Source organism: Streptomyces sp. NPDC006529, from assembly GCF_040611795.1.
In the GTDB taxonomy this organism is placed as follows: Bacteria; Actinomycetota; Actinomycetes; order Streptomycetales; family Streptomycetaceae; genus Streptomyces.
Window position 1 is genome coordinate 67776 of sequence record NZ_JBEXPB010000005.1, and the last position, 24076, is coordinate 91851.

Consider the following 24076-nt stretch of genomic DNA (forward strand, 5'->3'; position numbering starts at 1 on the left):
CCGGCGGGGCTGAGGCATGTCCCCTGGCCCGGGGGTGGGCGTCGCGGCCCGCGGTCGTGCGCCTCAATCGTCGGCGGGGCTGGGTAGGGCCACTGGGCCGGGGTGTCAGGGGGGTGGCGCCGCGGCCCTGCGGAGCGTCTCCTCGGCTCGCGGAACTCGGGGGGTCCGGATCAGTGGTCCGGTGCTGTCCGCTCGTCCTGCGGGGACACTCCTCCGGGCCGCGTCACCACCACCCTGACGCCGCGCCGCCCGGCGGGTCGGGGTCGGGGCGGGGGCGCGCAGGAGTGTCCCCGCAGGGCGAGCGGCCACTGCTGGGGACTTTCTCCGACCGGGTGAGGCCGCGAGCCGAGGAGACGCTCGTGCGGGGCACCGGCACGGCCGCGGCCCGCCACCCCCGGCCCGGGGGCCATACCCAGCCCCGCCGGCGTTTGAGGCGCGCCCCGCCAGGGGCGTGCCTGGCGGACCCGGCGGCCCCGGAGCCACGCCCCCGCCCCACCGGGAGCACCCCGCGCGCGGACATGTACTAGAGTTATCTCGACATCGAGATAACTGCCGAAGGCGCGCCGCAGCCCCCCGTCGGGGTAAGGGTTACCTAACTTAGTCCCACCTTAGCGGATTGGCCCCAGTGCCACGCGGCAGGATGCGGTAGAACGCGCGAATTCATGCATGAAGGAGACTGTCGTGTCGGCGAACAGCTTCGACGCCCGCAGCACGCTGCAGGTGGGCGACGAGTCGTACGAAATCTTCAAGCTGGACAAGGTCGAGGGCTCCGCCCGCCTGCCTTACAGCCTGAAGGTGCTGCTGGAGAACCTGCTCCGCACGGAGGACGGCGCGAACATCACCGCCGCCCACATCCGGTCGCTCGGCAACTGGGACTCGCAGGCCCAGCCGAGCGAGGAGATCCAGTTCACGCCGGCCCGCGTGATCATGCAGGACTTCACCGGCGTGCCGTGTGTCGTGGACCTCGCGACCATGCGCGAGGCCGTGAAGGCCCTGGGCGGCGACCCCTCGAAGATCAACCCGCTCTCCCCGGCCGAGATGGTCATCGACCACTCCGTCATCGCCGACAAGTTCGGCACGAAGGACGCCTTCGCGCAGAACGTCGAGCTGGAGTACGGCCGCAACAAGGAGCGCTACCAGTTCCTGCGCTGGGGCCAGACCGCCTTCGACGACTTCAAGGTCGTCCCCCCGGGCACCGGCATCGTCCACCAGGTCAACATCGAACACCTGGCCCGCACGGTCATGGTCCGCAACGGCCAGGCGTACCCCGACACCCTCGTCGGCACCGACTCGCACACCACCATGGTCAACGGCCTCGGCGTGCTCGGCTGGGGCGTCGGCGGCATCGAGGCCGAGGCCGCGATGCTCGGCCAGCCGGTCTCCATGCTGATCCCGCGCGTCGTCGGCTTCAAGCTGACCGGCGAGCTGCCGACCGGCACCACCGCCACCGACCTCGTGCTGACCATCACCGAGATGCTCCGCAAGCACGGCGTCGTCGGCAAGTTCGTCGAGTTCTACGGCCAGGGCGTCGCCGCCACCTCGCTCGCGAACCGCGCCACCATCGGCAACATGTCGCCGGAGTTCGGTTCCACCGCCGCGATCTTCCCGATCGACGACGAGACCCTGAAGTACCTGCGCCTGACCGGCCGCGACGCCCAGCAGGTCGCGCTCGTCGAGGCGTACGCCAAGGAGCAGGGTCTGTGGCTGGACCCGGCCGCCGAGCCCGACTTCTCCGAGAAGCTGGAGCTCGACCTCTCCACGGTCGTCCCCTCCATCGCCGGCCCGAAGCGCCCGCAGGACCGCATCGTCCTCGCCAACGCCGCGCAGCAGTTCGCGCAGGACGTGCGCAACTACGTCAGCGACGACGAGGAGGCCGGCAAGGAGTCCTTCCCGGCGTCCGACGCCCCGGCGTCCTCCAACGGTGTGCCCACCAAGCCCACCCTGGTGACCCTGGCCGACGGCACCTCGTTCGAGATCGACCACGGCGCCGTCACCGTCGCCGCGATCACCTCCTGCACCAACACCTCGAACCCCTACGTCATGGTCGCCGCGGCGCTCGTGGCGAAGAAGGCGGCCGAGAAGGGCCTGACCCGCAAGCCCTGGGTCAAGACCACCCTGGCCCCGGGTTCGAAGGTCGTCACCGACTACTTCGACAAGGCCGGCCTGACCCCGTACCTGGACAAGCTGGGCTTCAACCTGGTCGGCTACGGCTGCACCACCTGCATCGGCAACTCCGGTCCGCTGGACGAGGAGATCTCGAAGGCGATCAACGAGGCCGACCTCGCGGTCACCTCGGTGCTCTCGGGCAACCGCAACTTCGAGGGCCGCATCAACCCCGACGTCAAGATGAACTACCTGGCCTCCCCGCCGCTGGTCGTCGCGTACGCCATCGCGGGCTCCATGAAGGTGGACATCACCAAGGACGCCCTGGGCACCGACCTCGACGGCAAGCCGGTCTTCCTCGCGGACATCTGGCCCTCCGAGGCCGAGGTCAACGAGGTCGTTGCCAGCGCCATCGGCGAGGACATGTTCAGCAAGTCCTACCAGGACGTCTTCGCGGGCGACGCGCAGTGGCAGGCGCTGGAGATCCCGACCGGCAACACGTTCGAGTGGGACCCGCAGTCCACCTACGTCCGCAAGCCCCCGTACTTCGACGGCATGACGATGGAGACCACCCCGGTCTCCGACATCGCCGGCGCCCGCGTCCTGGCGAAGCTGGGCGACTCGGTCACCACCGACCACATCTCCCCGGCCGGTGCGATCAAGGCCGACACCCCGGCGGGCAAGTACCTCACCGAGCACGGTGTCGAGCGCCGCGACTTCAACTCGTACGGTTCCCGCCGCGGCAACCACGAGGTCATGATCCGCGGTACCTTCGCCAACATCCGCCTGCGCAACCAGATCGCGGCGGGCACCGAGGGCGGCTTCACCCGCGACTTCACGGTCGAGGGCGCGCCGGTCGCGTTCATCTACGACGCCTCGCAGAACTACCAGGCCGCCGGCATCCCGCTGGTCATCCTGGCGGGCAAGGAGTACGGCTCGGGCTCGTCCCGCGACTGGGCCGCCAAGGGCACCGCGCTGCTCGGCGTCAAGGCCGTCATCGCCGAGTCCTACGAGCGCATCCACCGCTCCAACCTGATCGGCATGGGCGTCCTGCCGCTCCAGTACCCGGAGGGCGCCACGGCGGCCTCCCTCGGCCTGACCGGCGAGGAGACCTTCTCCTTCACCGGTGTCGAGGAGCTGAACAACGGCACCACCCCGCGCACGGTCAAGGTCACCACCGACACCGGCGTCGACTTCGACGCGGTCGTCCGGATCGACACCCCGGGCGAGGCGGACTACTACCGCAACGGCGGCATCATGCAGTACGTGCTGCGGAACCTCATCCGCAACTAAGCACGACCAGCACGACCGAGCAGGGCCGGGCGTAGCCGAGCACGGCGAAGCACATCGGCACCAAAGGGCCGTATCCCCGTTAAAGGGGGTACGGCCCTTTTCGTTGTCCCGGACCACCTCCGGCGGGCGGGGCCAGGTGACGGTGAGGTCTCAACTCGGAAAAGCCCAAGGTCTTCTCTGTGCATGATCTTGCTCATCCGAGCGGAAGTGGACTATACCTGTGCCCGTCCGGACTACCGCGTCTCCCGCGGCGCCGGACCGGGGGACGGGCGGGGACCTGCGGCGTTGTCCGCATGCGCGGCGACTGCCGCGACTTCCGGCCTCCTTCACACTTCTGAGAAGGCGAGGACATGAGCATGGGATCCATCTCCGCCCAGGGCGAGCACAACAACGGTGAGGGCCTCGGCCGCCGTGACCTGATCCGGCGGTCGGCGGCACTCGGCCTGATCGCGGTGCCGACGATGAGCTTCCTTTCGGCCTGCGCCTCCGGCGGCGACGCGCCCTCGGACACCGCCTCCAAGGGGGTCACGTCCAAGGACAACCCCTTCGGTGTCGCCAAGGGCAGCAAGATGGACGTGGTCGTCTTCAAGGGCGGCTTCGGCGATGACTACGCGAAGGCCTGGGAAGCGGCCTTCGACAAGAAGTGGGGCACCACCACGACCCACCTCGGCACCCAGGAGATCACCGCCAAGCTCCAGCCGCGCTTCAACGGCGGCACCCCGCCGGACGTCGTCGACGACTCGGGCGCCCAGCAGATCAAGATCGACGTCCTCGCCAAGTCGGGTCAGCTCGCGGAGCTGACCCAGGTCCTGGACGCGCCCTCGCTCGACGACCCGGCCAAGAAGGTCCGGGACATGCTGCTCCCCGGCACCGTCGAACAGGGCACCCAGGGCGGCAAGTTCGTCGCCCTCTACTACGTCTACACCGTCTTCGGCCTCTGGTACTCGGGCAAGCTCTTCAAGGAGAAGGGCTGGGCCGAGCCCAAGACCTGGGACCAGTTCCTCGACGTCTGCGCCAAGGCCAAGGCGGCCGGCATCGGCGGCCTCGCCCACCAGGGCAAGTTCCCGTACTACATCAACGTCGTCATCATGGACCTCATCGCCAAGAAGGGCGGCCTCGACGCCGTCAAGGCGATCGACAACCTCGCGCCGAACGCCTTCGCGGACAACCCGGCCGCCCTCGCCGCCGTCGAGGCGGTCTACGAGGTCGTCGAGAAGGACCTCCTGATGCCGGGCACCAACGGCCTCACCCACACGGAGTCGCAGACCGCCTGGAACCAGTACAAGGCCGCCTTCATCCCCTCCGGCTCCTGGCTGGAGAACGAGCAGCTCAAGCAGACCCCGGACGACTTCGACATGAAGTTCCTCCCGATGCCCGTCCTGGCCGACAGCAAGATGCCCTTCGAGGCCATCCGCGCCGGCGCCGGCGAGCCCTTCATCGTCCCGGAGAAGGCCGCGAACAAGGCGGGCGGCCTGGAGTTCCTGCGCTCGATGCTCTCCCGCGAATGGTCGACCCTCTTCGCCCAGCAGGCCAACTCCCTGACCGTGGTCAAGGACGGCGTCGACCCGAACGTCAAGCTGCGCCCCGGTACCGCCTCGGCGGTGACCGCGGTCAAGGCGGCCGGCACCAACACCTTCGCGTACCTGTACCCGGACTGGTACAGCGAGATGGACAACGAGATCCAGGCCGCGTCCAATGAGCTGATGGCCAAGCGAATCCAGCCGAAGGAATGGATCAAGCGGGCCCAGGCTGCGGTAGACAAGGCGGCCAAGGACCCCAACGCCAAGAACAACCACCGCAGCTGACGCCACCGCCCCCGTCCGGCCCGCCGGCCGGGGGCACCACCCGGCGCCAGCCGGGGGAACCATCAGGGACGGACACCATGAGTCACGTTGCCCGGGGCAGAGGACAGGTCGGCTTCATCGCCGGATTCCTCTTCCTGCCCCTCGCGCTGTATCTGACCTTTGTCATCTGGCCGTACATCCAGACGTTCGGCTATTCCTTCACCAACTGGTCGGGCCAGTCGCCGACGTTCGACTTCGTGGGTCTGGACAACTACGCGACCCTGATGAAGGACGAGGTCTTCCGGGGCGCCCTGCTGCACAACCTCTTCCTCCTGGTGTTCGTCCCGACCATCACCATCCTGCTGGCCCTCTTCTTCGCCTTCATGGTGAACGTCGGAGGGCGCAGCGGCGCGGGCGGCGTGCGCGGCGTCCGGGGCGCGGCCTTCTACAAGATCGTCTACTTCTTCCCGCAGGTCCTCTCGCTCGCGATCCTCGCGGTGCTCTTCGGCGCCGTCTACCGCAGCGACGAGGGCGGCCTGCTCAACGGCCTGCTGACCAAGCTGCACGTCATCGACCGGCTGCACCCCATCGAGTGGCTCAACGAGCCCGACCTGGTGCTGTGGTGCATGCTCGGCGTCGTCGTCTGGCACGGCGTCGGCTTCTACCTGGTGCTCTTCTCCGCGGCGATGCAGACCATCCCCAAGGACATCTACGAGGCCGCGCTGCTCGACGGCGCGGGACGCGCCCAGACCTTCATCAAGGTCACGCTGCCCCTGCTGTGGGACTCTGTGCAGACCTCCGCGGTCTATCTGGGCATCGCCGCGATGGACATGTTCGTCCTCGTGTCGACCATGACATCCGGCCAGTTCGGCGGCGGACCCGACCACCACGGCGAGGTCATGGCGACGGTCCTGATGCGCAACTTCCTGTACTTCGGCAAGAGCGGCTACGCCTGTGCCATGGGAGTCGTCATGCTCCTCCTCACCCTGATCCTTTCCCTCGTCACGCTGCGCGCCACCCGCCGCGAGCGCATCGAGTTCTGAGCGGGAGACACCATGACCACAGTCATCAAGGCACCCGGTGAGGCCGCCGCCGAGGGCGGGGACCGCAAGAAGCCGGCCGCGCCCGGCCGCTCCGGCCGCTCCGAGGGGGCGGTGCTCAACGTCTTCTCGCACGGCTTCCTCGCCGTGTGGGCCATATTGATCGTCCTGCCCCTGATCTGGCTGGCGCTCGGTTCCTTCAAGACCGACGTCCAGATCGGCGGTTCGGCCCTGAGCTGGCCCTCCAACTGGCACTTCGACGCCTTCTCCCGGGCCTGGGACAAGGGCATCGGCGACTACTTCGGCAACACCGTCATCGTGATGGTGTTCTCCGTCCCGCTGACCATGCTGCTGGGCTCGATGGCGGCGTACGTGCTGGCCCGCTACCCCTTCAAGGGGAACCGGGTCATCTACTACTTCTTCGTCAGCGGGGCGATGTTCCCGGTGTTCCTGGCGCTCGTACCGCTGTTCTTCATGGTCAAGCGGCTCGACATGCTCAACAGCTTCCAGGGCCTGATCCTGGTGTACGTCGCCTACTCGATGCCGTTCACCGTGTTCTTCATGCACTCGTTCTTCCGCACGCTGCCCACCGCGGTCTACGAGGCGGCGGTGATCGACGGAGCCTCCGACACCCGGATCTTCTTCCAGGTGATGCTGCCGATGGCCAGGCCCGGCCTGATCTCCGTCGGGATATTCAATGTCCTGGGGCAGTGGAACCAGTACATCCTGCCCGCCGTGCTGATGCAGCCGCAGTCCGGATCGGACCCCGAGCGCTACATGCTCACCCAGGGCCTGATCCAGCTCCAGTACCAGATGGGCTACGAGACGGACCTGCCGGTGCTCTTCGCCGGCGTCACCATCGCGATGATCCCGATGCTGGTGGTCTACCTGTCCTTCCAGCGGCAGATCCAGGCCGGTCTGACCTCCGCCACCCTCAAGTAGCGGGACTCGCCGACGGCCGGCCGCGCGGGAACCTTCCCGTCGCGGCCGGCCGTTGGCGCGCCTTACAGCCAGCTGCCGAACTTCTTGATGTAGAGGCCCTTCAACAGCTGCGTGAGCGTGCAGTAGGCGAGCAGGATGCCGATCAGCCACGGGAAGTAGCCCGCGGGCAGCGCCACCAGGCCGAGCGGTCCGGCCAGCGGCGAGAAGGGCAGGTACAGCCCGGTCAGCACCGCGAGGACGGTCATCACCAGCACCGGCCAGGACGCCCGCGACTGGATGAAGGGGATCTTGCGGGTGCGGATCATGTGGACGACCAGGGTCTGCGAGAGCAGCCCCTCGACGAACCAGCCGGACTGGAAGAGCGACTGGGCCGCCTCGTTGTCGGCGCCGAAGACGTTCCACATGATCAGGAACATCGCGATGTCGAAGACCGAGCTGATCGGGCCGATGCAGACCATGAACCGGCCGATGCCCCTGGCGTCCCAGCTGCGCGGCTCGCGCAGGTACTCCTCGTCCATCCGGTCCCAGGGGGTCGCCAGCTGGGCGATGTCGTAGACCAGGTTCTGCATCAGCAGCATGATCGCGAGCATCGGCTGGAACGGGATGAACGCGCTGGCCACCAGGACCGAGAAGACGTTGCCGAAGTTCGAGCTGGCGGTCATCTTGATGTACTTGACGGTGTTGCCGAAGGTGGTCCGGCCCTGGACCACGCCGTGCTCCAGGACGGTCAGGTCCTTCTCCAGCAGGATGATGTCCGCCGACTCCTTCGCGATGTCGACGGCGGTGTCCACCGAGATGCCGACGTCCGCGTCGCGCAGCGCGGCCGCGTCGTTGATGCCGTCCCCGAGGAAGCCGACCGTGTGGCCCCCGGCCTGCAGGGCCCGCACGATGCGGGCCTTCTGGACCGGGTTAACCTTGGCGAAGACGGTCGTACGGGCGGCCAGCTCGCGCAGGTCCGTGTCGTCGAGGGTGTCCAGGGCGCGGCCCTGGACCACCCGGCCCACGTCGATCCCGACATCGGCGCAGACCCGCGCCGCGACCAGCTCGTTGTCACCGGTGATCACCTTGACGGCGATGCCCTTGTCGGCCAGGGCCTTCAGGGCGCGGCCCGCGTCGGCCTTCGGCGGGTCCAGGAAGGCGAGGAAGCCGACCAGGGTCAGCCGGTCCTCGTCCGCGACGGTGTAGGTGTCGCGGGGGGAGGCGATCGTGCGGGTGGCCACGGCCAGTACCCGCAGGCCCCGGCGGTTGTGGTCCTCGGCGACCCGGGTGGCGTGCCACCGCAGCTGATCGGTCAGCTCGACGATCCGCCCGCGGTCCCGCACGTGGCCGCAGAGCCCCAGGACCTCCTCGACCGCCCCCTTCGTGATCATGACGTGCTCGGACCGGCCCGCCGGTCCGTCCAGGGCGTTGCGGGCCAGGACCACGGACATCCGGCGCCGGGCGAAGTCGAAGGGGATCTCGTCGACCATCGAGAACCGGGTGTCGACGACAACCTCCTCGGCCTCGCCCACGCGGTCGATGACCGCCTGGTCCATCAGGTTCTTCAGGCCCGTCTGGAAGTGCGCGTTGAGGTAGCCGTACTCCAGCACCTCGGCGTCCTCGTCGCCGTGCACGTCGAGGTGGCGGTCGAGGACGATCCGGTCCTCGGTGAGGGTGCCGGTCTTGTCCGTGCAGAGCACGTCCATCGCGCCCAGGTTCTGGATCGCGTTGAGCCGCTTGACGACGACCTTGTGCCGGGCCATCGCGACCGCGCCGCGCGCCAGGTTGGCGGAGACGACCATCGGCAGCATCTCGGGCGTGAGGCCCACCGCCACGGCGATGCCGAGCAGGAAGGCGGCGTTCCAGTCGCCCTTGGTGAAGCCGTTGATCATGAAGACGACGGGGACCATCACCAGCATGAAGCGGATCAGCAGGAAGCTGACCTTGCGCACGCCGGTGTCGAAGGCGGTCTGCGGGCGCTCGCCGGTCAGCGAGCCCGCCATCGAGCCGAAGTAGGTGTCGGTGCCGGTGGCGACGACGACCGCGGTGGCGGTGCCCGAGGTGACGGAGGTCCCCATCAGGCAGAGGTTGTCGGCCTCGACCGGGTCGGCGGTCGCGGCCTGCCCGAGGTCCACCGGGCGGGTGTCGGCCTTGGCGACCGGCAGCGACTCGCCGGACAGGGCGGCCTGGCTGACCATGAGGTCCTTGGACGTGACCAGCCGCAGGTCCGCGGGGACCAGGTCACCGGCGGCCAGCTTGACGACGTCACCGGGCACGACCCGGTCCATCGGGATCTCGAAGGTCGTCGGGACCGAGCCGCCGCCCGCCCGCCGCTGGACCGCGCAGGTGGTGGTGACGAGCTGCTGCAGCGCGTCGGCGGCCCGGCCCGAGCGGTACTCCTGCCAGAAGCGCAGCAGTCCGCTGACGGCGACCATCACCGAGAGGATGATGACGCCCGGGTCGGCGGGGTCCTGCCAGAACATGACGGCGGCCAGGAAGACCAGGACCGCGATGAAGGGGTTCGCGTACGCCCTGGCGAGCTGGACCCACCAGCGGGGCGCGCGCTCCCGGGCGACGGCGTTCGCGCCGCCGCGCTCCAGGCGCAGTGCGGCCTCGGCGCGGGTGAGGCCGTCGGGGGTGGCGGACAGGTCCCGCAGCACCTGCGGGCCGGGCCGCGCGCTGAGCGCGGTGAGCCGCTCGCCGACCGCGCGGGTGCGGGCTTCGAGTTCCGCCGCCTTGCGCTCGCGGCGGGCCCGGCCCGGCGGTGCGAGCTTCGTGGGCGTACGGGGGGTGAGCATGGTCATGACGAGTACCTCCCTCCACGGCGTCCGGGCGGCACGGAGCCGCGCGGTCACGTGGAGTGATCATGGGTCGGCGCGGGGGCACGGGGCCGCGCGGAGCGCCGACGGGCATGGATGACGCACGCCGGGCGCGGGGCCGGGAGCGTGCGGAGGGCATGAGGACGTGCACGGATCTCCGCGGGCATGCCGCGGCCGTGCGCACTCAAGGAAGAAGGGTCAGCCGGTGCGGCCGATCAACCGACGAGAGCGCGGCAAGGACTTCGGTCGGGACTCATTCCCGAACACCTCCTCGCGTAGCGCCGTCATCGACGTGGCGCCCGGTCCGGCCGGAATGGCCGCAGAGGACCGGCGCCTCAGCGACCGTAACACGGGCCCCGGGGATGTTTCTCCCGCCTTATGACCGGTAGTGGCCGATTCGTGCTGCGTCGGCCTCTTGACGTCTGGATGTCCAAAGGCTCGACTAAGGGTTCACAAGTTGGAGAGACGCCGGGGTCTCGTCAAGGCGATCCCGGCCGGGGGGCGACGCAGGCCGTCGCTCATGGCAGGAGTGGATGAGTCGTGAAGACTCCGGGATCGCAGTCGTCACTGCACCGCGCGAACCTCGAACGGGTCGTGCGGGCGGTCCGGCTCGCCGGCTCGCTGACCCAGGCGGAGATCGCCCGTACCACCGGACTGTCGGCGGCCACGGTCTCCAACATCGTCCGCGAGCTGAAGGACGGCGGGACCGTCGAGGTCACCCCGACCTCCGCCGGGGGCCGCCGGGCCCGCAGCGTCTCGCTGAGCGGCGACGCGGGCATCGTGATCGGCGTCGACTTCGGCCATACGCACCTGCGCGTGGCGGTCGGCAACCTCGCCCACCAGGTGCTGGCCGAGGAGGCCGAGCCGCTGGACGTCGACGCCTCCTGGGTGGACGGCTTCGACCGGGCCGAGGCGCTGGTCGGCAGTCTGATCGACGGCATCGGGGTGAGCCGGGACAAGGTCATCGGCGTCGGCCTCGGCGTCCCCGGCCCGATCGACGGCGAATCCGGGAACCTGGGGTCCACCTCGATCCTGCCGGGCTGGGCCGGCATCAATCCGCGCCGGGAGCTCTCGCAGCGGCTCGGCGTCCCGGTGTACGTCGACAACGACGCGAACCTCGGCGCCCTGGGCGAGCTGGTGTGGGGCAGCGGCCGGGGGGTCAAGGACCTGGCCTACATCAAGGTCGCCAGCGGCGTCGGCGCCGGTCTGGTGATCAACGGGCAGATCTACCGGGGCCCGGGGGGCACCGCGGGCGAGATAGGCCACATCACGCTGGACGAGTCGGGTCCGGTGTGCCGCTGCGGGAACCGGGGCTGCCTGGAGACCTTCGCGGCGGCCCGCTACGTCCTGCCGCTGCTCCAGAGCAGCCACGGGCCGGAACTGACCATGGAGCGGGTGGTCGAGCTCGCCCGCGGCGGCGACCCGGGCTGCCGCCGGGTGATCACCGACGTGGGCCGGCACGTGGGCAGCGGCGTGGCGAGCCTCTGCAACCTCTTGAACCCGAGCCGGGTGGTGCTGGGCGGTTCGCTGGCGGACGCCGGAGAGCTGGTCCTGGCCCCCATACGCGAGTCCGTGGGCCGGTACGCCATCCCGAGTGCGGCGCGTCAGTTGTCGGTCCTCACGGGCTCGTTGGGCGGCCGGGCCGAGGTGCTGGGCGCGCTGGCGCTGGTGCTGAGCGAGATGGGCGATTCGACCGTACTTGGCGGGTTTCAGGAGCCCGTGCTGCTGCATTCAGTTAGATAACGGATGGCACCGTTGTCATCTCGTTAAGGATTCACTCCTTGACGGCAATCTTGCGGCCGGGGTTGACTCACATCCACCTCGGCCGCAACGTTGCGGCCTCGTCAGGGAGGTTCAAGTAATGAACACGCGTATGCGCAGAACCGCTGTTGCCGTCGCCGCGGGCGCGATGGCCGTCTCGCTCGCCGCTTGTGGCAGTGCGAAGGAGTCCGGAAGCAAGTCGGACACCAACACCGTCAAGGGCAACGCGATCAAGGTCGGCCTGCTCCTGCCGGAGAACCAGACCGCGCGCTACGAGAAGTTCGACAAGCCGCTGATCGAGAAGCAGGTCGCCGAGCTCACGGGCGGCAAGGGCGAAGTGGTCTACGCCAACGCGAAGCAGGACGCGACCACCCAGAACTCGCAGGTCGACACGATGATCACCAACAAGGTGAACGTCCTGATCATCGACGCCGTGGACTCCAAGGCCATCGCGGGCTCCGTCAAGCGGGCCAAGGACGCGGGCATCCCCGTCGTGGCCTACGACCGTCTGGCCGAGGGCCCGATCGACGCCTACACCTCCTTCGACAACGAAGAGGTCGGCAAGGTCCAGGGCAAGGCGCTCCTGGAGGCGCTCGGCGACAAGGCCAAGGACGGCCAGATCGTCATGATGAACGGGTCCGTCACCGACCCGAACGCCAAGCTGTTCAAGCAGGGCGCGCACTCCGTCCTCGACGGCAAGGTGAACGTCGCCAAGGAGTACGACACCGTCGAGTGGAAGCCGGAGAACGCCAACACCAACATGGCGGCCGCGCTCTCCGCGGTCGGCAAGGACAAGATCGTCGGCGTCTACTCGGCCAACGACGGCATGGCCGGCGGCATCATCACCGCCCTCAAGGCGGCCGGTCTGTCCACCCTGCCCCCGGTCACCGGCCAGGACGCCGAACTCGCCGGTGTGCAGCGGATCGTGGCGGGCGAGCAGTTCATGAGCGTCTACAAGCCGTACGCCCCCGAGGCCGAGGCCGCCGCCAAGATGGCCGTCGCCCTCGCCAAGAAGGAGCGGATCGAGGTCGTCGCCACGTCCAAGGTCGACAGCCCCACCACCAAGGGCGTCCCGTCCGTGCTGATCCCGGTCGTCTCGCTGACCAAGGCGAACATCAAGGACACCGTCATCCGTGACAACGTCTACACGGCCGACGAGATCTGCACCGACAAGTACGCCGCCGCCTGCGCCACCCTCGGCCTGAAGTAGGGCCCCGCCGCGCCCGGCGACCGCAGGCCCCCACGGGCCGACGCCCCCGCCGAGCGCGGCCCCCACGCCTGTCGGCGCCCCGCCTTCCAACTCCCGCCACTGGCGGGGCGCCGTACAGAAACGTTTTACCTACCCTTGTTCATACCCCCTGTGGTCCTGCTCTTTTGCACGACATCCCCGCCGGTCAGGCGGCGAAGGAGATGGTTCATGTGTCCGCTGCGCCCGTGCTGGCGTTGCGAGGGGTCTCGAAGAGGTTCGGCGCCGTCCAGGCCCTGACCGACGTAGAACTCGAGATCCACTCAGGCGAGGTGGTCGCCCTCGTCGGCGACAACGGCGCCGGTAAGTCCACGCTGGTCAAGACGATCGCCGGCGTGCACCCCATCGATGACGGAGTCATCGAGTGGCAGGGGCGCCCGGTGTCCATCACCAAGCCCCACGACGCCCAGAACCTGGGCATCGCGACGGTCTACCAGGACCTCGCGCTCTGCGACAACATCGATGTCGTCGGCAACCTCTTCCTGGGACGCGAGATCAAGCGGCGCGGGGTCCTCGACGAGGTGGAGATGGAGCGCCGCGCACGCGAGCTGCTCACCACCCTGTCCATCCGGATCCCCAGCGTGCGCATCCCCATCGCCTCGCTCTCGGGCGGCCAGCGCCAGACCGTGGCGATCGCCCGCTCCATGCTGGGCGAGCCCCAGCTCGTCATCCTCGACGAGCCCACCGCCGCCCTCGGCGTCGAGCAGACCGCACAGGTGCTCGACCTCGTGGAGCGGCTGCGCGAGCGCGGCCACGCCGTCATCCTCATCAGCCACAACATGGCCGACGTGAAGGCCGTGGCCGACAAGGTGGCCGTCCTGCGCCTCGGGCGCAACAACGGCGTCTTCTCCGTGAAGGACACGTCGCAGGAAGAGATCATCTCCGCCATCACCGGGGCCACGGACAACGCCGTGACCCGCCGGGCGGCCCGTACCGGGGAGGCCCGCAAGTGAGTACCCAGAATCGCCCGGCCGGTCCGCTGGGCAAGGGACCGCAGCACGCCAGGCCGACCGACCCCGTCCCGGCCGCCGCGGACGCCATCCCGGCCGTGGACCCCCGGCTGCTCGTGCGCGAGCAGGGGTTCGCCGGCTACCTGAACGAGTTCGGCCGCAAGCTGAAGGCCGGCGACCTGGGCTCCGTCCCCGTCGTCCTCGGTCTGATCATCATCTGGAGCATCTTCCAGAGCCTGAACTCGAACTTCCTCGGCCCCGAGAACCTCACCAACATCGCGATCACGATGACGGCCACCGGCATGATGGCGGTCGGCATCATCTTCGTCCTGCTGCTCGGCGAGATCGACCTCTCGGTCGGTTCGGTCAGCGGCGTCTCGGGCGCGATCGTCGCGGTCCTCGCCGTCACCCACGGCGTCAACGAATGGCTGGCCGTCCTCGCGGCGATCGCCGGAGGCGCCCTGATCGGCTCCCTCCACGGCTTCTTCTTCGCCAAGATCGGTGCCCCGGCCTTCGCCGTCACCCTGTCGGGCCTGCTGTTCTGGTCCGGCGCCATGCTGCAGATCCTCGGCAGCAACGGCACCGTCAACATCGACGCGGACGGCGTGGTCGGCAAGCTGACCACGTACTTCTTCTCGGACGTGGCCGTCGGTTACGGGCTCGCCGCCCTCGCCACGGCGGCGTACTTCCTCGCGTCCTTCTCCGACGCGCGGCGCCGCGAGGCCGCCGGGGTCCCCTCCCGCCCGCTCGGCGAGATCCTGCTGCGCACCGCGCTCCTCGCGGTGTTCACCTTCGGCCCCGCCGTCGTCTTCAACCAGTACAAGGGCATGCCGCTCGCGGTCCTGCTCTTCCTGCTGGCCCTGGTCGCCACGGACTTCGTCCTGCGGCGCACCACCTTCGGCCGCCAGGTCTTCGCCCTCGGCGGCAGCGTCGAGGCCTCCCGGCGCTCGGGCATCAACGTGAACCGGGTCCGCATCACCGTCTTCGCCATCGCGGGCACGTTCGCGGCGATCGGCGGCCTGTTCTGGGCCTCCAAGATCGCGGCGGCGAACCAGAGCGCCGGTGCGGGCGACCTGCTGATGAACGTCATCGCGGCGGCCGTCATCGGCGGCACCAGCCTCTTCGGCGGCCGCGGCCGCACCTGGAACGCCCTCCTCGGTGTCATGGTCATCACATCGATCCAGTACGGTCTGGCCCTGGAGGGGATCGCCACACCGATCCAGTACATGATCACCGGCGCGGTGCTGCTGGCCACCGTGGTGATCGACTCCGTCACCCGCAAGACGCAGAAGACGGCGGGACGCGCCTAGCCGCACCCCGCCCGGATCCCGGTCCGCCCCTGGTCGGACCGCGATCCGGCCCGGCGGCGGCCGGGACACGCCCGGGCCCGACACGTCCGGGCGTACACCGCTCATGTGCCCGGCGCCACCTCGTGTGGTGCCGGGCACCTGTGCGTACGTCCACTCGAACGTGGTGTGTGAGCCCGTACCGGTGTGTACAGATATGACAAAGGCGGGACAGTGGCGGGACGGCCCGGCGACCGGCGCCGTGAGCGGAACATTAGACTCGACAGACCAGCAAGCAACTGCAAGGAGGCACGGGTGCTGCTGACCCGCATCAAGGGACCGCGCGATCTGGACCGGCTCAGCCAGGAGGAGCTCGACCAGCTCGCCGCCGAGATCAGGTCTTTCCTCGTCGACGCCGTCTCCAAGACCGGCGGGCACCTCGGCCCCAACCTCGGTGTGGTCGAACTGACGATCGCCCTGCACCGGGTCTTCGACTCGCCGAAGGACAAGGTCCTCTTCGACACCGGCCACCAGGCCTACGTCCACAAGCTGCTCACGGGCCGCCAGGACTTCGGGAACCTGCGCGCCAAGGGGGGCCTGTCCGGCTACCCCTCGCGCGCCGAGTCCGACCACGACGTCATCGAGAACTCGCACGCCTCCACGGTCCTCGGCTGGGCCGACGGCCTCGCCAAGGCCAACGAGGTGCTCGGCCGCGAGGACCACCACGTCGCGGCCGTCATCGGCGACGGCGCCCTCACCGGCGGCATGGCCTGGGAGGCGCTGAACAACATCGCCGCCGCCAAGGACCGCCCGCTGGTGATCGTCGTCAACGACAACGAGCGCTCCTACGGGCCCACCATCGGCGGCCTCGCGAACCACCTGGCCACCCTGCGCACCACGGACGGCTACGAGCGCTTCCTGGCCCGCGGCAAGGACCTGCTGGAGCGCACGCCGGTCGTCGGCAAGCCGCTCTACGAGACCCTGCACGGAGCCAAGAAGGGCCTCAAGGACTTCATCGCCCCGCAGGGCATGTTCGAGGACCTCGGCCTGAAGTACATCGGGCCGATCGACGGGCACGACATCGACGCCCTGGAGTCCGCCCTGCAGCGCGCCAAGCGCTTCAGCGGGCCGGTCATCGTGCACTGCCTCACGCAGAAGGGGCGGGGGTACGAGCCCGCCGTCCAGGACGAGGCGGACCGCTTCCACGCGGTCGGCGTGATCCACCCGGACACCGGCCTGCCGGTGACCACCGACGCCGCCAGCTGGACCTCCGTCTTCGCCGACGAGATGGTCAAGCTGGGCAAGGAGCGCAAGGACCTCGTCGCGATCACCGCGGCCATGCTCCAGCCCGTGGGCCTGAAGAAGTTCGCGGACGCCTACCCGGACCGGATCTTCGACGTCGGCATCGCCGAGCAGCACGCCGCCACCTCGGCGGCGGGCCTGGCGACCGGCGGCGCCCACCCGGTCTTCGCGGTCTACGCGACCTTCCTCAACCGCGCCTTCGACCAGGTCCTCATGGACGTGGCCCTGCACAAGTGCGGGGTCACCTTCGTGCTCGACCGGGCCGGGGTCACGGGTACGGACGGCGCTTCCCACAACGGCATGTGGGACATGTCGATCATGCAGGTCGTTCCGGGCCTGCGCCTGGCCGCCCCGCGTGACGCCGAACAGCTGCGCGCCCAGCTGCGCGAGGCCGTCGAGGTCAAGGACGCCCCGACCGTGGTGCGCTACTCCAAGGGCGTCGTCGGCCCGGCCGTCCCGGCCGTCGGCCGGATCGGCGGCATGGACGTGCTGCGCACCCCGGCCCCCGAGGTCACCCGCCCCCTCGGCCCTTCGGGCCTGGGGGGACCCCTCGGGGACGTACTCATCGTCTCGGTCGGCGCGCTCGCCCCGATGTGCCTGGAGATCGCCGATCTGCTGGACAAGCAGGGCATCTCCTCGACCGTCGTGGACCCGCGCTGGGTCAAGCCGGTGGACGAGGCCCTGGCCCCGCTCGCCGACGGCCACCGCGTCGTCGTCACCGTCGAGGACAACGGGCGCACCGGCGGCGTCGGCTCGGCCGTCTCGCAGGCCCTGCGGGACGCGGGCGTCGACGTACCGCTGCGCGACTTCGGCATCCCGCAGCGCTTCCTGGACCACGCCTCCCGCAAGGAGGTCATGGCCGAGATCGGGCTGACGGCTCCGGACATCGCGCGGCAGGTCACCGGCCTGGTCGCCAAGCTGGACGGCCGCTACGAGAGCGAGCCCGCCGCCACGGTCGACTAGCGGGCCGGGGGCGCCCGGCGCGTCCCGGCGCCTGATCATCTGCGGTTGCACGCCACGGGCCGGAAGGTTCACCCTGAGGGGGTGGGCCCTCCGGCCCGTCTCGTTTCCGGTGCTTTCCCGCGCGGTCCGATCCCGCGCGGTGCGATGCGGTCTCTTCTGGAGGTGCGTCGGTGCGTACGAATCTGAACAGCCCCTTCCGTACCAAATCCGTCGAACAGTCCATCCGTGACACGGAAGAACCGGAACACGCGCTCCGGAAATCCCTCTCGGCCTGGGACCTCACCGTCTTCGGCGTCGGCGTCATCATCGGCACCGGCATCTTCGTCCTCACCGGCAAGGTCGCCAAGGAGACCGCCGGTCCCGCCACCGCCCTCGCGTTCGTCGCGGCCGGCGTGGTGTGCGCGCTGGCCGCCCTCTGCTACGCCGAGTTCGCCTCGACCGTGCCGGTGGCCGGCTCCGCCTACACCTTCTCGTACGCCTCGATCGGCGAGCTGCCCGCCTGGATCATCGGCTGGGACCTGGTGCTGGAGTTCGCGCTGGGCACCGCCGTCGTGGCCGTCGGCTGGTCGGGCTACGTCCGCTCGCTGATGGACAACGCGGGCATCCACCTGCCGGCCTCGCTCCAGGGGCCCGACGTGCCGGGCGGCACCTTCGACCTGCTCGCCTTCGTCCTGGTGCTGGTCCTCACCGCGATCCTCGTCGTCGGGGTGAAGCTCTCCGCGCGGATCACCGGGATCGTCGTGGCCATCAAGGTCACGGTGGTGCTCATCGTGATCATCGCGGGCCTGTTCTTCATCACGAAGTCGAACTACCACCCGTTCATCCCACCGGCCCAGCCCCAGAAGGGCGGATCGGGGCTCGACGCCCCGCTGGTCCAGCTCATCTTCGGCTACCAGCCCACCAACTTCGGCGTGATGGGCATCTTCACCGCCGCCTCCGTCGTCTTCTTCGCCTTCATCGGCTTCGACGTGGTGGCCACCGCCGCCGAGGAGACCCGGCTGCCGCAGAAGGACATGCCGCGCGGCATCCTCGGCTCGCTGGTCATCTGCACCGTGCTTTACGTCGCGGTGTCGATCGTGGTCACGGGCATGCAGAACTACAGACAGCTCTCCACCAGCGCCCCGCTGGCCGACGCCTTCAAATCCGCCGGGCACCCGGTGTACGGAGGCATCATCAGCTTCGGCGCGGCCGTCGGTCTGACCACCGTCTGCATGATCCTGCTGCTCGGCCAGACCAGGGTGTTCTTCGCGATGAGCCGCGACGGACTGCTGCCCCGCTTCTTCTCGCGGACCCACCCCAAGTTCCGTACGCCCTACCGGCCGACGATCCTGCTCGGCGTGATCATCGCGATCGTCGCCGGGTTCACCAGCATCAACGAGCTGGCCACCCTGGTGAACATCGGCACGCTCTTCGCCTTCGTCGTCGTGGCGCTCGGCGTGATCGTCCTGCGCCGCACCCGCCCCGACCTGCACCGGGCCTTCCGGACCCCGTGGGTGCCGCTGGTGCCGATCCTGTCGATCGCGGCGTCGCTGTGGCTGATGCTCAACCTGCCGGCCGAGACCTGGCTGCGGTTCGGGATCTGGATGGTCGTCGGCTTCTTCGTCTACTTCCTGTACGGAAGGCAGCACAGCCGGCTGGGACGGGGCGAGGGCATGCCGGTGGCCGATGCCCCGGTCACCGGAACCGGCCCGGGGCCCGACACGGGGCCGGGGCCCGACCCGGGCCGGACGCCCGGCGCGGGCCCGGGGCCCGGCACGTACTGACCGTCGGGGCTCCGGCCGCGCGAAGCCCGCGACTGCGAGGAGTCCCCGGCCGCCGACGGATCAGCCGCCGGTGGCCGGGGACTTCTTCGCATCGGCCGGGATCGGCCGGTCGTTGCGCAGGGCCTCCCACAGGGTGCCGGCCTGCGGCTCGGCGACGACCACGCGGTTGCGGTCGACCTTGTCGTAGTCGACCGGCAGCATGATGGTCTCCATCGTGCTCGGGTCGACGCCCTTCATGCTCTGCGCGAAGTCGGCGAGCGCGGTCAGCGAACCGAGGCCGGAGTCGGTGGTCAGCGACTTGGTCCCGGCGTCGGCGAGCTTGTACAGCCGGGCCGGGCTGCCGAGGGCGTCCTGCTGCTTGATCTCGGAGAGCATCGCCATCATGAACTGCTGCTGGAGGCCTATGCGTCCGAGGTCGCTGCCGTCGCCGTAGCCGTAGCGGGTACGGACGAACTTCAGCGAGTCGGCGCCGTCCAGACGGTGCGTCCCGGCATCGAGCTTGAGCCCGCCCTTGGACCCCGACATGGGCTTGTCCAGGGTCACGGTGACCCCGCCGAGGGCGTCGACCAGGCCCTTGAACCCGGCGAAGTCCACCTCCACGAAGTGGTCCACCCGGATCCCCGACATCTGCTCCACGGTCTTGACCACACAGGCCGGACCGGCCGCGGAGTAGACGGAGTTGAACATGACCCGCTTCGCGGTTCCCAGCGTCTTGCCGTCCTCGTCCTTGCACTCGGGCCGGGTGACCAGGGTGTCGCGGGGGATGCTCACCGCGGTGGCCTTCGCCCGGCCCTCGGGCAGGTGCACGAGCATGGCGGTGTCCGAACGGGCCCCGCTGACGTCGCCGTGGTCGAGGTCGCCGTTGGCCCCGGCGCGCGAATCGGATCCGAGCACGAGGACGTTCTGGGCCCCGGGGACCACCTTGGCGGGCCGGTTGTCCCCGATGGCGTCGTCGAGGTCGACGCTGTCGATGTTCCCGTTCAGGTGGCTGTAGGCCCACCACCCGGCGCCCGCGCCCGCGAGGAGCAGCACCGCGACCAGCGCCAGGACGGTCCGCAGGACCCGGCGTCCGCGCGAGCGCGGCGGTCGGGCGCCCGTACCGCCCGTGCCCCCGGCGCCGTCCGCGCCACCGGAGCCGCCCGCGCCGCCCGCCGCGGCCGCGTCGACCGGGCCGTCGGAGCCGTCCGCAGATGCGGCCGACGTGCTGTCTGGTGACGCGGCGTTGGTCTTCATCTGCCCCGGTCCTCCGCTCGATTGTTCGATCGCGCACTATAGACCACCGGCGCCCTTCCTATAGTCGACCGATGTCATCGGTGTGCGAGGATCACGGGCGCGAAGGAACGGGCGGGAGCGACGGGTGGGGGCGGGCCCAGCGGTGAAGAGCGAGCGATCGTCGCGGCGCCGGCGCCGCGGAGCCCCCGCCACCGCACCGGCCCACCGCATCCCCTCCCACACCCTCCACGTGGTGGCCCATCCGGCCGACGCCCTCGCCGTGACCGGCAGCGCGCTGTTCGGCGCGCTGGCCGAACCGGACCGCGCGGTGACGGTCGTCTGCCTGGTCCCCGGACCGCCGCAGGCCCGCGACCACCTCCTCGACGTGATCGGCCGTGGCGGCCCCTGGGAGCGGGCCGCCGAACCGCTGGGCACGGATGCGGTGTTGCACCTCTTCCGGCTCCGCACCCGGCCCGCGACGACGGTCTGCTTCGCCGAGCCGTCGCGGTCGCCCTCGCCCTCGGACCCGGCCGCAGGCCCCGACGGCGAAGGCGACGGCGGCCGGCCGGAGTTCGCCGCCCTCGCCGCCGCGCTGCTGCGCCGCTTCGCGCCCACCCTGGTGTGCACCCTGGACCCGGATCCCGAACACCTCGGGTGGAGCGAGCCGCAGGGCGCGGTGTACGCCGACCACCCCGACCACGCGGCCGTGGCGGAGGGCGTGCTGGAGGCGGTGCGGTCCGAGCGCCTGCCCGGCCTCGTCGTGGAGTGCTTCCGGGCCGCCGGTTCCTGCGGCCGGGCCGCCCCCACCGCCATCGCCCGCTACCCCGGGCCCCGGATCGGGCTCGGCCGGGGCCCCGACGGGCGGCTGACCGCCCACGCCGCGCTCGGCGGGGCGGTGGTGCGCTGGACCGAGCGGGCCCCCGGCGGCCCCGACTGGGTGCGCGAGGAACTCGACACCCCGCCCCTGCTGCCGGTGCTGTCCGTGGCCCGGACCGCGCAGGGGTGGGTCCACCTCTTCTCGCTGCGCCGCACCGCCGCGTCCGGACCGGCGGGCGCCGGGGTCGAGGTGGTGCACGCCGTGCAGTACCAGACCGGGCGCCCCGTGGGCAGCTGGCACGGGCTGGGCAACCCGAACGGGGCGCACACCGGCAAGGGACGCGCGGCCGGGGTGCCGTGCGCGGTGGTCGACGCCGAGGGCTGCGTCCACGTGTACGTCCGCAACTTCGGGCGCGGGCTGAGCGCCCGCTCGCAGCGCGAGGACGGCTCCTGGACGCCCTGGCGGGACCTCCAGGGGTCCGGGGTCCAGGACGGCGCGGCCGCCGCGCTCGACGCCGCGGGACGGCCCGTGCTGTTCGCCCCGTCCCGGGACGGGGTGCTGCACTGGCGCCACGACCCCGCGGCCGGCGACCTGCGCCGCGCCGGACCGCCGCTGCCGCTGCTCGCGCCCCCGGGCGCCGGGCTGACCGCGCTGGCCACCGGGCCCGGCCGGGTCACCGTCTACGGCTGCGACGAACGGGACGGGGCGACGTACGCCCTGCGCCCCGACGGGACGCTGACGTCCCTGGGCGGCGCAGGAGCGGCCGGGCCCGCCGCGGCGGCCGCGACGGGCGCGCTGCGCACGGCCATCGACGGCTACGACTGCACGGTGCTGCTGCGCCGGACGCCCGACGGCCCGGTCGGGATCGCGGCGTACCCGACCGAGCAGGAGCAGGCCGGACTCTGGTGGGAGCCGCTGGGCGCGCCGGGCCTGCGGGAACCGGCGGCCGCCGTGGACGCGTTCGGCCGCCTCACGGTCGTCTCCCTGGGCGCGGACGGCCGATTGTCCGTGGCCCGCCAGGATCCGGCGGTCCCGGGGCTGGCCTTCGGCGGATGGGTGGTCCTTTAGCATCCCGGGGCGTCGTCCGGATGCCGGGGGGTAAGCCGCCTTCCTTTATAATTTCCGAATCTTGCGGCGATGGGACCGGGAACTCGGCAGCGTGCGAGACGCGGCGCGAGAGACCGGTGACAGAAGGCGCGGAAAGGTTCACATGCCTGGTGGTGCGATACGGGCCGGGGCGGAGCACATGGGTCCGGTCGGTGGGACCGGCGGTCCCACCCTGTCGGTGGGGGACGCGGGCGACACGGCGTACGCCGACCCCCGCGCGACCCCGTTGGCCGCCCGCGAGGCCAACCGCGCCGCCGTCGCCGGACTCCTCGACGCCCTCGGGGTCGCCCACTTCGCCGTCCGCGGCAAGTCCGACCACGGCACGGTCATCGCGGTGGAGGAGGCCGACCGGGCCCGGGTGCTCGAAGGCCTGCGGCGGCTCCTGGCCTCCTCCGCCGGGTACGTCACCGCCCTGGCCGCCGAACCGCTGCGCACCCCCCGGCCCGTCCCCGGTCATGATCCGGCGGTGTGGCAGCGCGCCCGGACGGCCGCCGCGGTCCAGGTCAGCTGGTACCGCACCGACCCCGGCGGACACCTGGTCCTCGGGCACGAATACGGCTGCGCGGTCGAGTTCTGGGCCCGCCAGGGCGACCGGCTGACCGCCCCGCGCGCCAACCGCGTCGCCTGGTCCGTGGCCGCCGACGGTCCCCTCATGCTGGGCGCCGGACGGCTGTTCAGCCGCTTCGTGCCCGTCCACACCACCCTCCCCGAGGCGCCCGCGCTGGCGACCCGGCCGGAGTTCCTGGTCCCGCTGGTCGAGGACATCGACTTCCCCGTGGACGCCGTCTACACCTGGGTCGACGGCAACGACCCGGTCTGGGCGGCCCGCAAGGCCTCCGCGCGCGGCGAGGCCTACCATGCCGAATCCGCCAGCGACGCCCGCTTCCTCAGCCGCGACGAGCTGCGCTACTCGCTGCGCTCGCTGCACCTGTTCGCGCCCTGGATCCGCACCGTCCACGTGGTCACCGACGACCAGGTGCCCGCCTGGATGCGCCGCGACCTGCCCGGCTTCCGGATCGTCAGCCACCGCGAGATCTTCCGGAACCCGGACGACCTGCCCACCTTCAACTCGCACGCCATCGAGAGCCGGCTGCACCACGTGCCCGGACTCTCCGAGCACTTCCTGTACTTCAACGACGACATGTTCCTCGGCCGCCCGCTGACCCCGCACACCTTCTTCAGCCCCGTCGGCACGGCGCGCTACTTCCCCTCCCAGAACCGGATCCCGCAGGGCCCGGTGACCGACGCCGACACCCCCGTCGACGCCGCCTGCAAGAACAACCGGGCGCTGCTTCTGGAGCGGTTCGGCCGGGTCATCACCCAGCCCATGGAGCACATCCCCTACGCCCTGCGCCGCAGCGCCATGGCGGAGGCCGAGGCGGACTTCCCGCGCGAGTGGGCCCGTACCTCCGCCAGCCGGTTCCGCGCGATGACCGACCTGTCCCCGACCTCGTCCCTGGCGCTGTACTACGCGGCGCTCACCGGCCGGGCCCAGCCGGGCTCCATGGCCTTCACCTACCTCCAGCTGGCCGTGCCGGACCTCGCGCGGCGCCTGGAGAGGCTGCTGAAGGGACGGGACCAGGACTCCTTCTGCCTGAACGACGCCTTCTCGACCCCGGAGGACATGGCGGTGCAGCAGGAACTCCTCTCCGGGTTCCTGAACGCGTACTTCCCCGTCCCCGGCCCCTGCGAACTCTGAGGAGGAGCGT

At 70.5% G+C, this 24076-nt stretch carries 14 protein-coding genes; 12 read left to right on the plus strand and 2 right to left on the minus strand.

Annotated elements, in window-relative coordinates; all coding sequences use genetic code 11:
• Positions 1 to 666: 666 nt before the first annotated feature.
• The 4 genes from acnA (at position 667) to ABZY31_RS06390 (ending at position 7162) form a co-directional block, all read left to right on the plus strand.
• Positions 667 to 3396, plus strand: coding sequence for an aconitate hydratase AcnA (acnA, locus tag ABZY31_RS06375; protein ID WP_356405417.1), 2730 nt, complete (start codon positions 667 to 669; stop codon positions 3394 to 3396).
• A 356-nt stretch (positions 3397 to 3752) separates the two neighbouring features.
• Complete coding sequence (gene ngcE / locus ABZY31_RS06380; RefSeq protein ID WP_356405648.1) at positions 3753 to 5201, plus strand: N-acetylglucosamine/diacetylchitobiose ABC transporter substrate-binding protein; 1449 nt, start codon at positions 3753 to 3755, stop codon at positions 5199 to 5201.
• Positions 5202 to 5278: 77 nt separating this feature from the next.
• Positions 5279 to 6223 carry a sugar ABC transporter permease gene (locus tag ABZY31_RS06385; RefSeq protein ID WP_356405419.1) on the plus strand — a complete coding sequence of 315 codons (945 nt, stop codon included), beginning with the start codon at positions 5279 to 5281 and terminating at the stop codon, positions 6221 to 6223.
• A gap of 12 nt (positions 6224 to 6235) precedes the next feature.
• The gene (locus ABZY31_RS06390; RefSeq protein ID WP_356405421.1) at positions 6236 to 7162 is read left to right on the plus strand and encodes a carbohydrate ABC transporter permease; all 927 of its coding nucleotides are present in this window, start codon (positions 6236 to 6238) and stop codon (positions 7160 to 7162) included.
• A gap of 62 nt (positions 7163 to 7224) precedes the next feature.
• Here the strand turns inward: ABZY31_RS06390 and mgtA are convergent, their stop codons facing one another.
• A complete protein-coding gene (gene mgtA, locus ABZY31_RS06395) occupies positions 7225 to 9945 on the minus strand; it encodes a magnesium-translocating P-type ATPase (protein ID WP_356405423.1) in 2721 nt (906 codons plus the stop codon).
• A 555-nt stretch (positions 9946 to 10500) separates the two neighbouring features.
• On the opposite strand from mgtA, the gene ABZY31_RS06400 reads away from it, so the two are divergent.
• The 6 genes from ABZY31_RS06400 (at position 10501) to ABZY31_RS06425 (ending at position 19231) form a co-directional block, all read left to right on the plus strand.
• Entirely contained in the window at positions 10501 to 11703 is a 1203-nt protein-coding gene (locus ABZY31_RS06400; protein ID WP_356405425.1) for an ROK family transcriptional regulator, read from the plus strand.
• 118 nt (positions 11704 to 11821) lie between these two features.
• Complete coding sequence (locus tag ABZY31_RS06405; protein WP_356405426.1) at positions 11822 to 12931, plus strand: substrate-binding domain-containing protein; 1110 nt, start codon at positions 11822 to 11824, stop codon at positions 12929 to 12931.
• Between the two features lie 200 nt (positions 12932 to 13131).
• Positions 13132 to 13920 carry an ATP-binding cassette domain-containing protein gene (locus tag ABZY31_RS06410; protein WP_356405428.1) on the plus strand — a complete coding sequence of 263 codons (789 nt, stop codon included), beginning with the start codon at positions 13132 to 13134 and terminating at the stop codon, positions 13918 to 13920.
• Positions 13921 to 14006: 86 nt separating this feature from the next.
• Positions 14007 to 15227: a sugar ABC transporter permease gene (locus tag ABZY31_RS06415; protein WP_356405650.1), complete on the plus strand. Its 1221-nt coding sequence runs from the start codon at positions 14007 to 14009 to the stop codon at positions 15225 to 15227.
• A gap of 291 nt (positions 15228 to 15518) precedes the next feature.
• The gene (gene dxs / locus ABZY31_RS06420) at positions 15519 to 17468 is read left to right on the plus strand and encodes a 1-deoxy-D-xylulose-5-phosphate synthase (protein ID WP_356405430.1); all 1950 of its coding nucleotides are present in this window, start codon (positions 15519 to 15521) and stop codon (positions 17466 to 17468) included.
• Positions 17469 to 17638: 170 nt separating this feature from the next.
• A complete protein-coding gene (locus ABZY31_RS06425) occupies positions 17639 to 19231 on the plus strand; it encodes an amino acid permease (RefSeq protein ID WP_356405432.1) in 1593 nt (530 codons plus the stop codon).
• A gap of 60 nt (positions 19232 to 19291) precedes the next feature.
• Here the strand turns inward: ABZY31_RS06425 and ABZY31_RS06430 are convergent, their stop codons facing one another.
• Complete coding sequence (locus tag ABZY31_RS06430) at positions 19292 to 20464, minus strand: LCP family protein (protein ID WP_356405434.1); 1173 nt, start codon at positions 20462 to 20464, stop codon at positions 19292 to 19294.
• 232 nt (positions 20465 to 20696) lie between these two features.
• Here ABZY31_RS06430 and ABZY31_RS06435 point away from each other — a divergent pair, with 232 nt between their 5' ends.
• Together ABZY31_RS06435 and ABZY31_RS06440 are read left to right on the plus strand one after the other, a co-directional pair.
• Positions 20697 to 22328: a hypothetical protein gene (locus ABZY31_RS06435; protein WP_356405436.1), complete on the plus strand. Its 1632-nt coding sequence runs from the start codon at positions 20697 to 20699 to the stop codon at positions 22326 to 22328.
• A 142-nt stretch (positions 22329 to 22470) separates the two neighbouring features.
• Positions 22471 to 24066 (plus strand): stealth family protein, encoded by a 1596-nt coding sequence (locus tag ABZY31_RS06440; protein ID WP_356405438.1) that lies wholly within the window; start codon positions 22471 to 22473, stop codon positions 24064 to 24066.
• Positions 24067 to 24076: the final 10 nt, after the last annotated feature.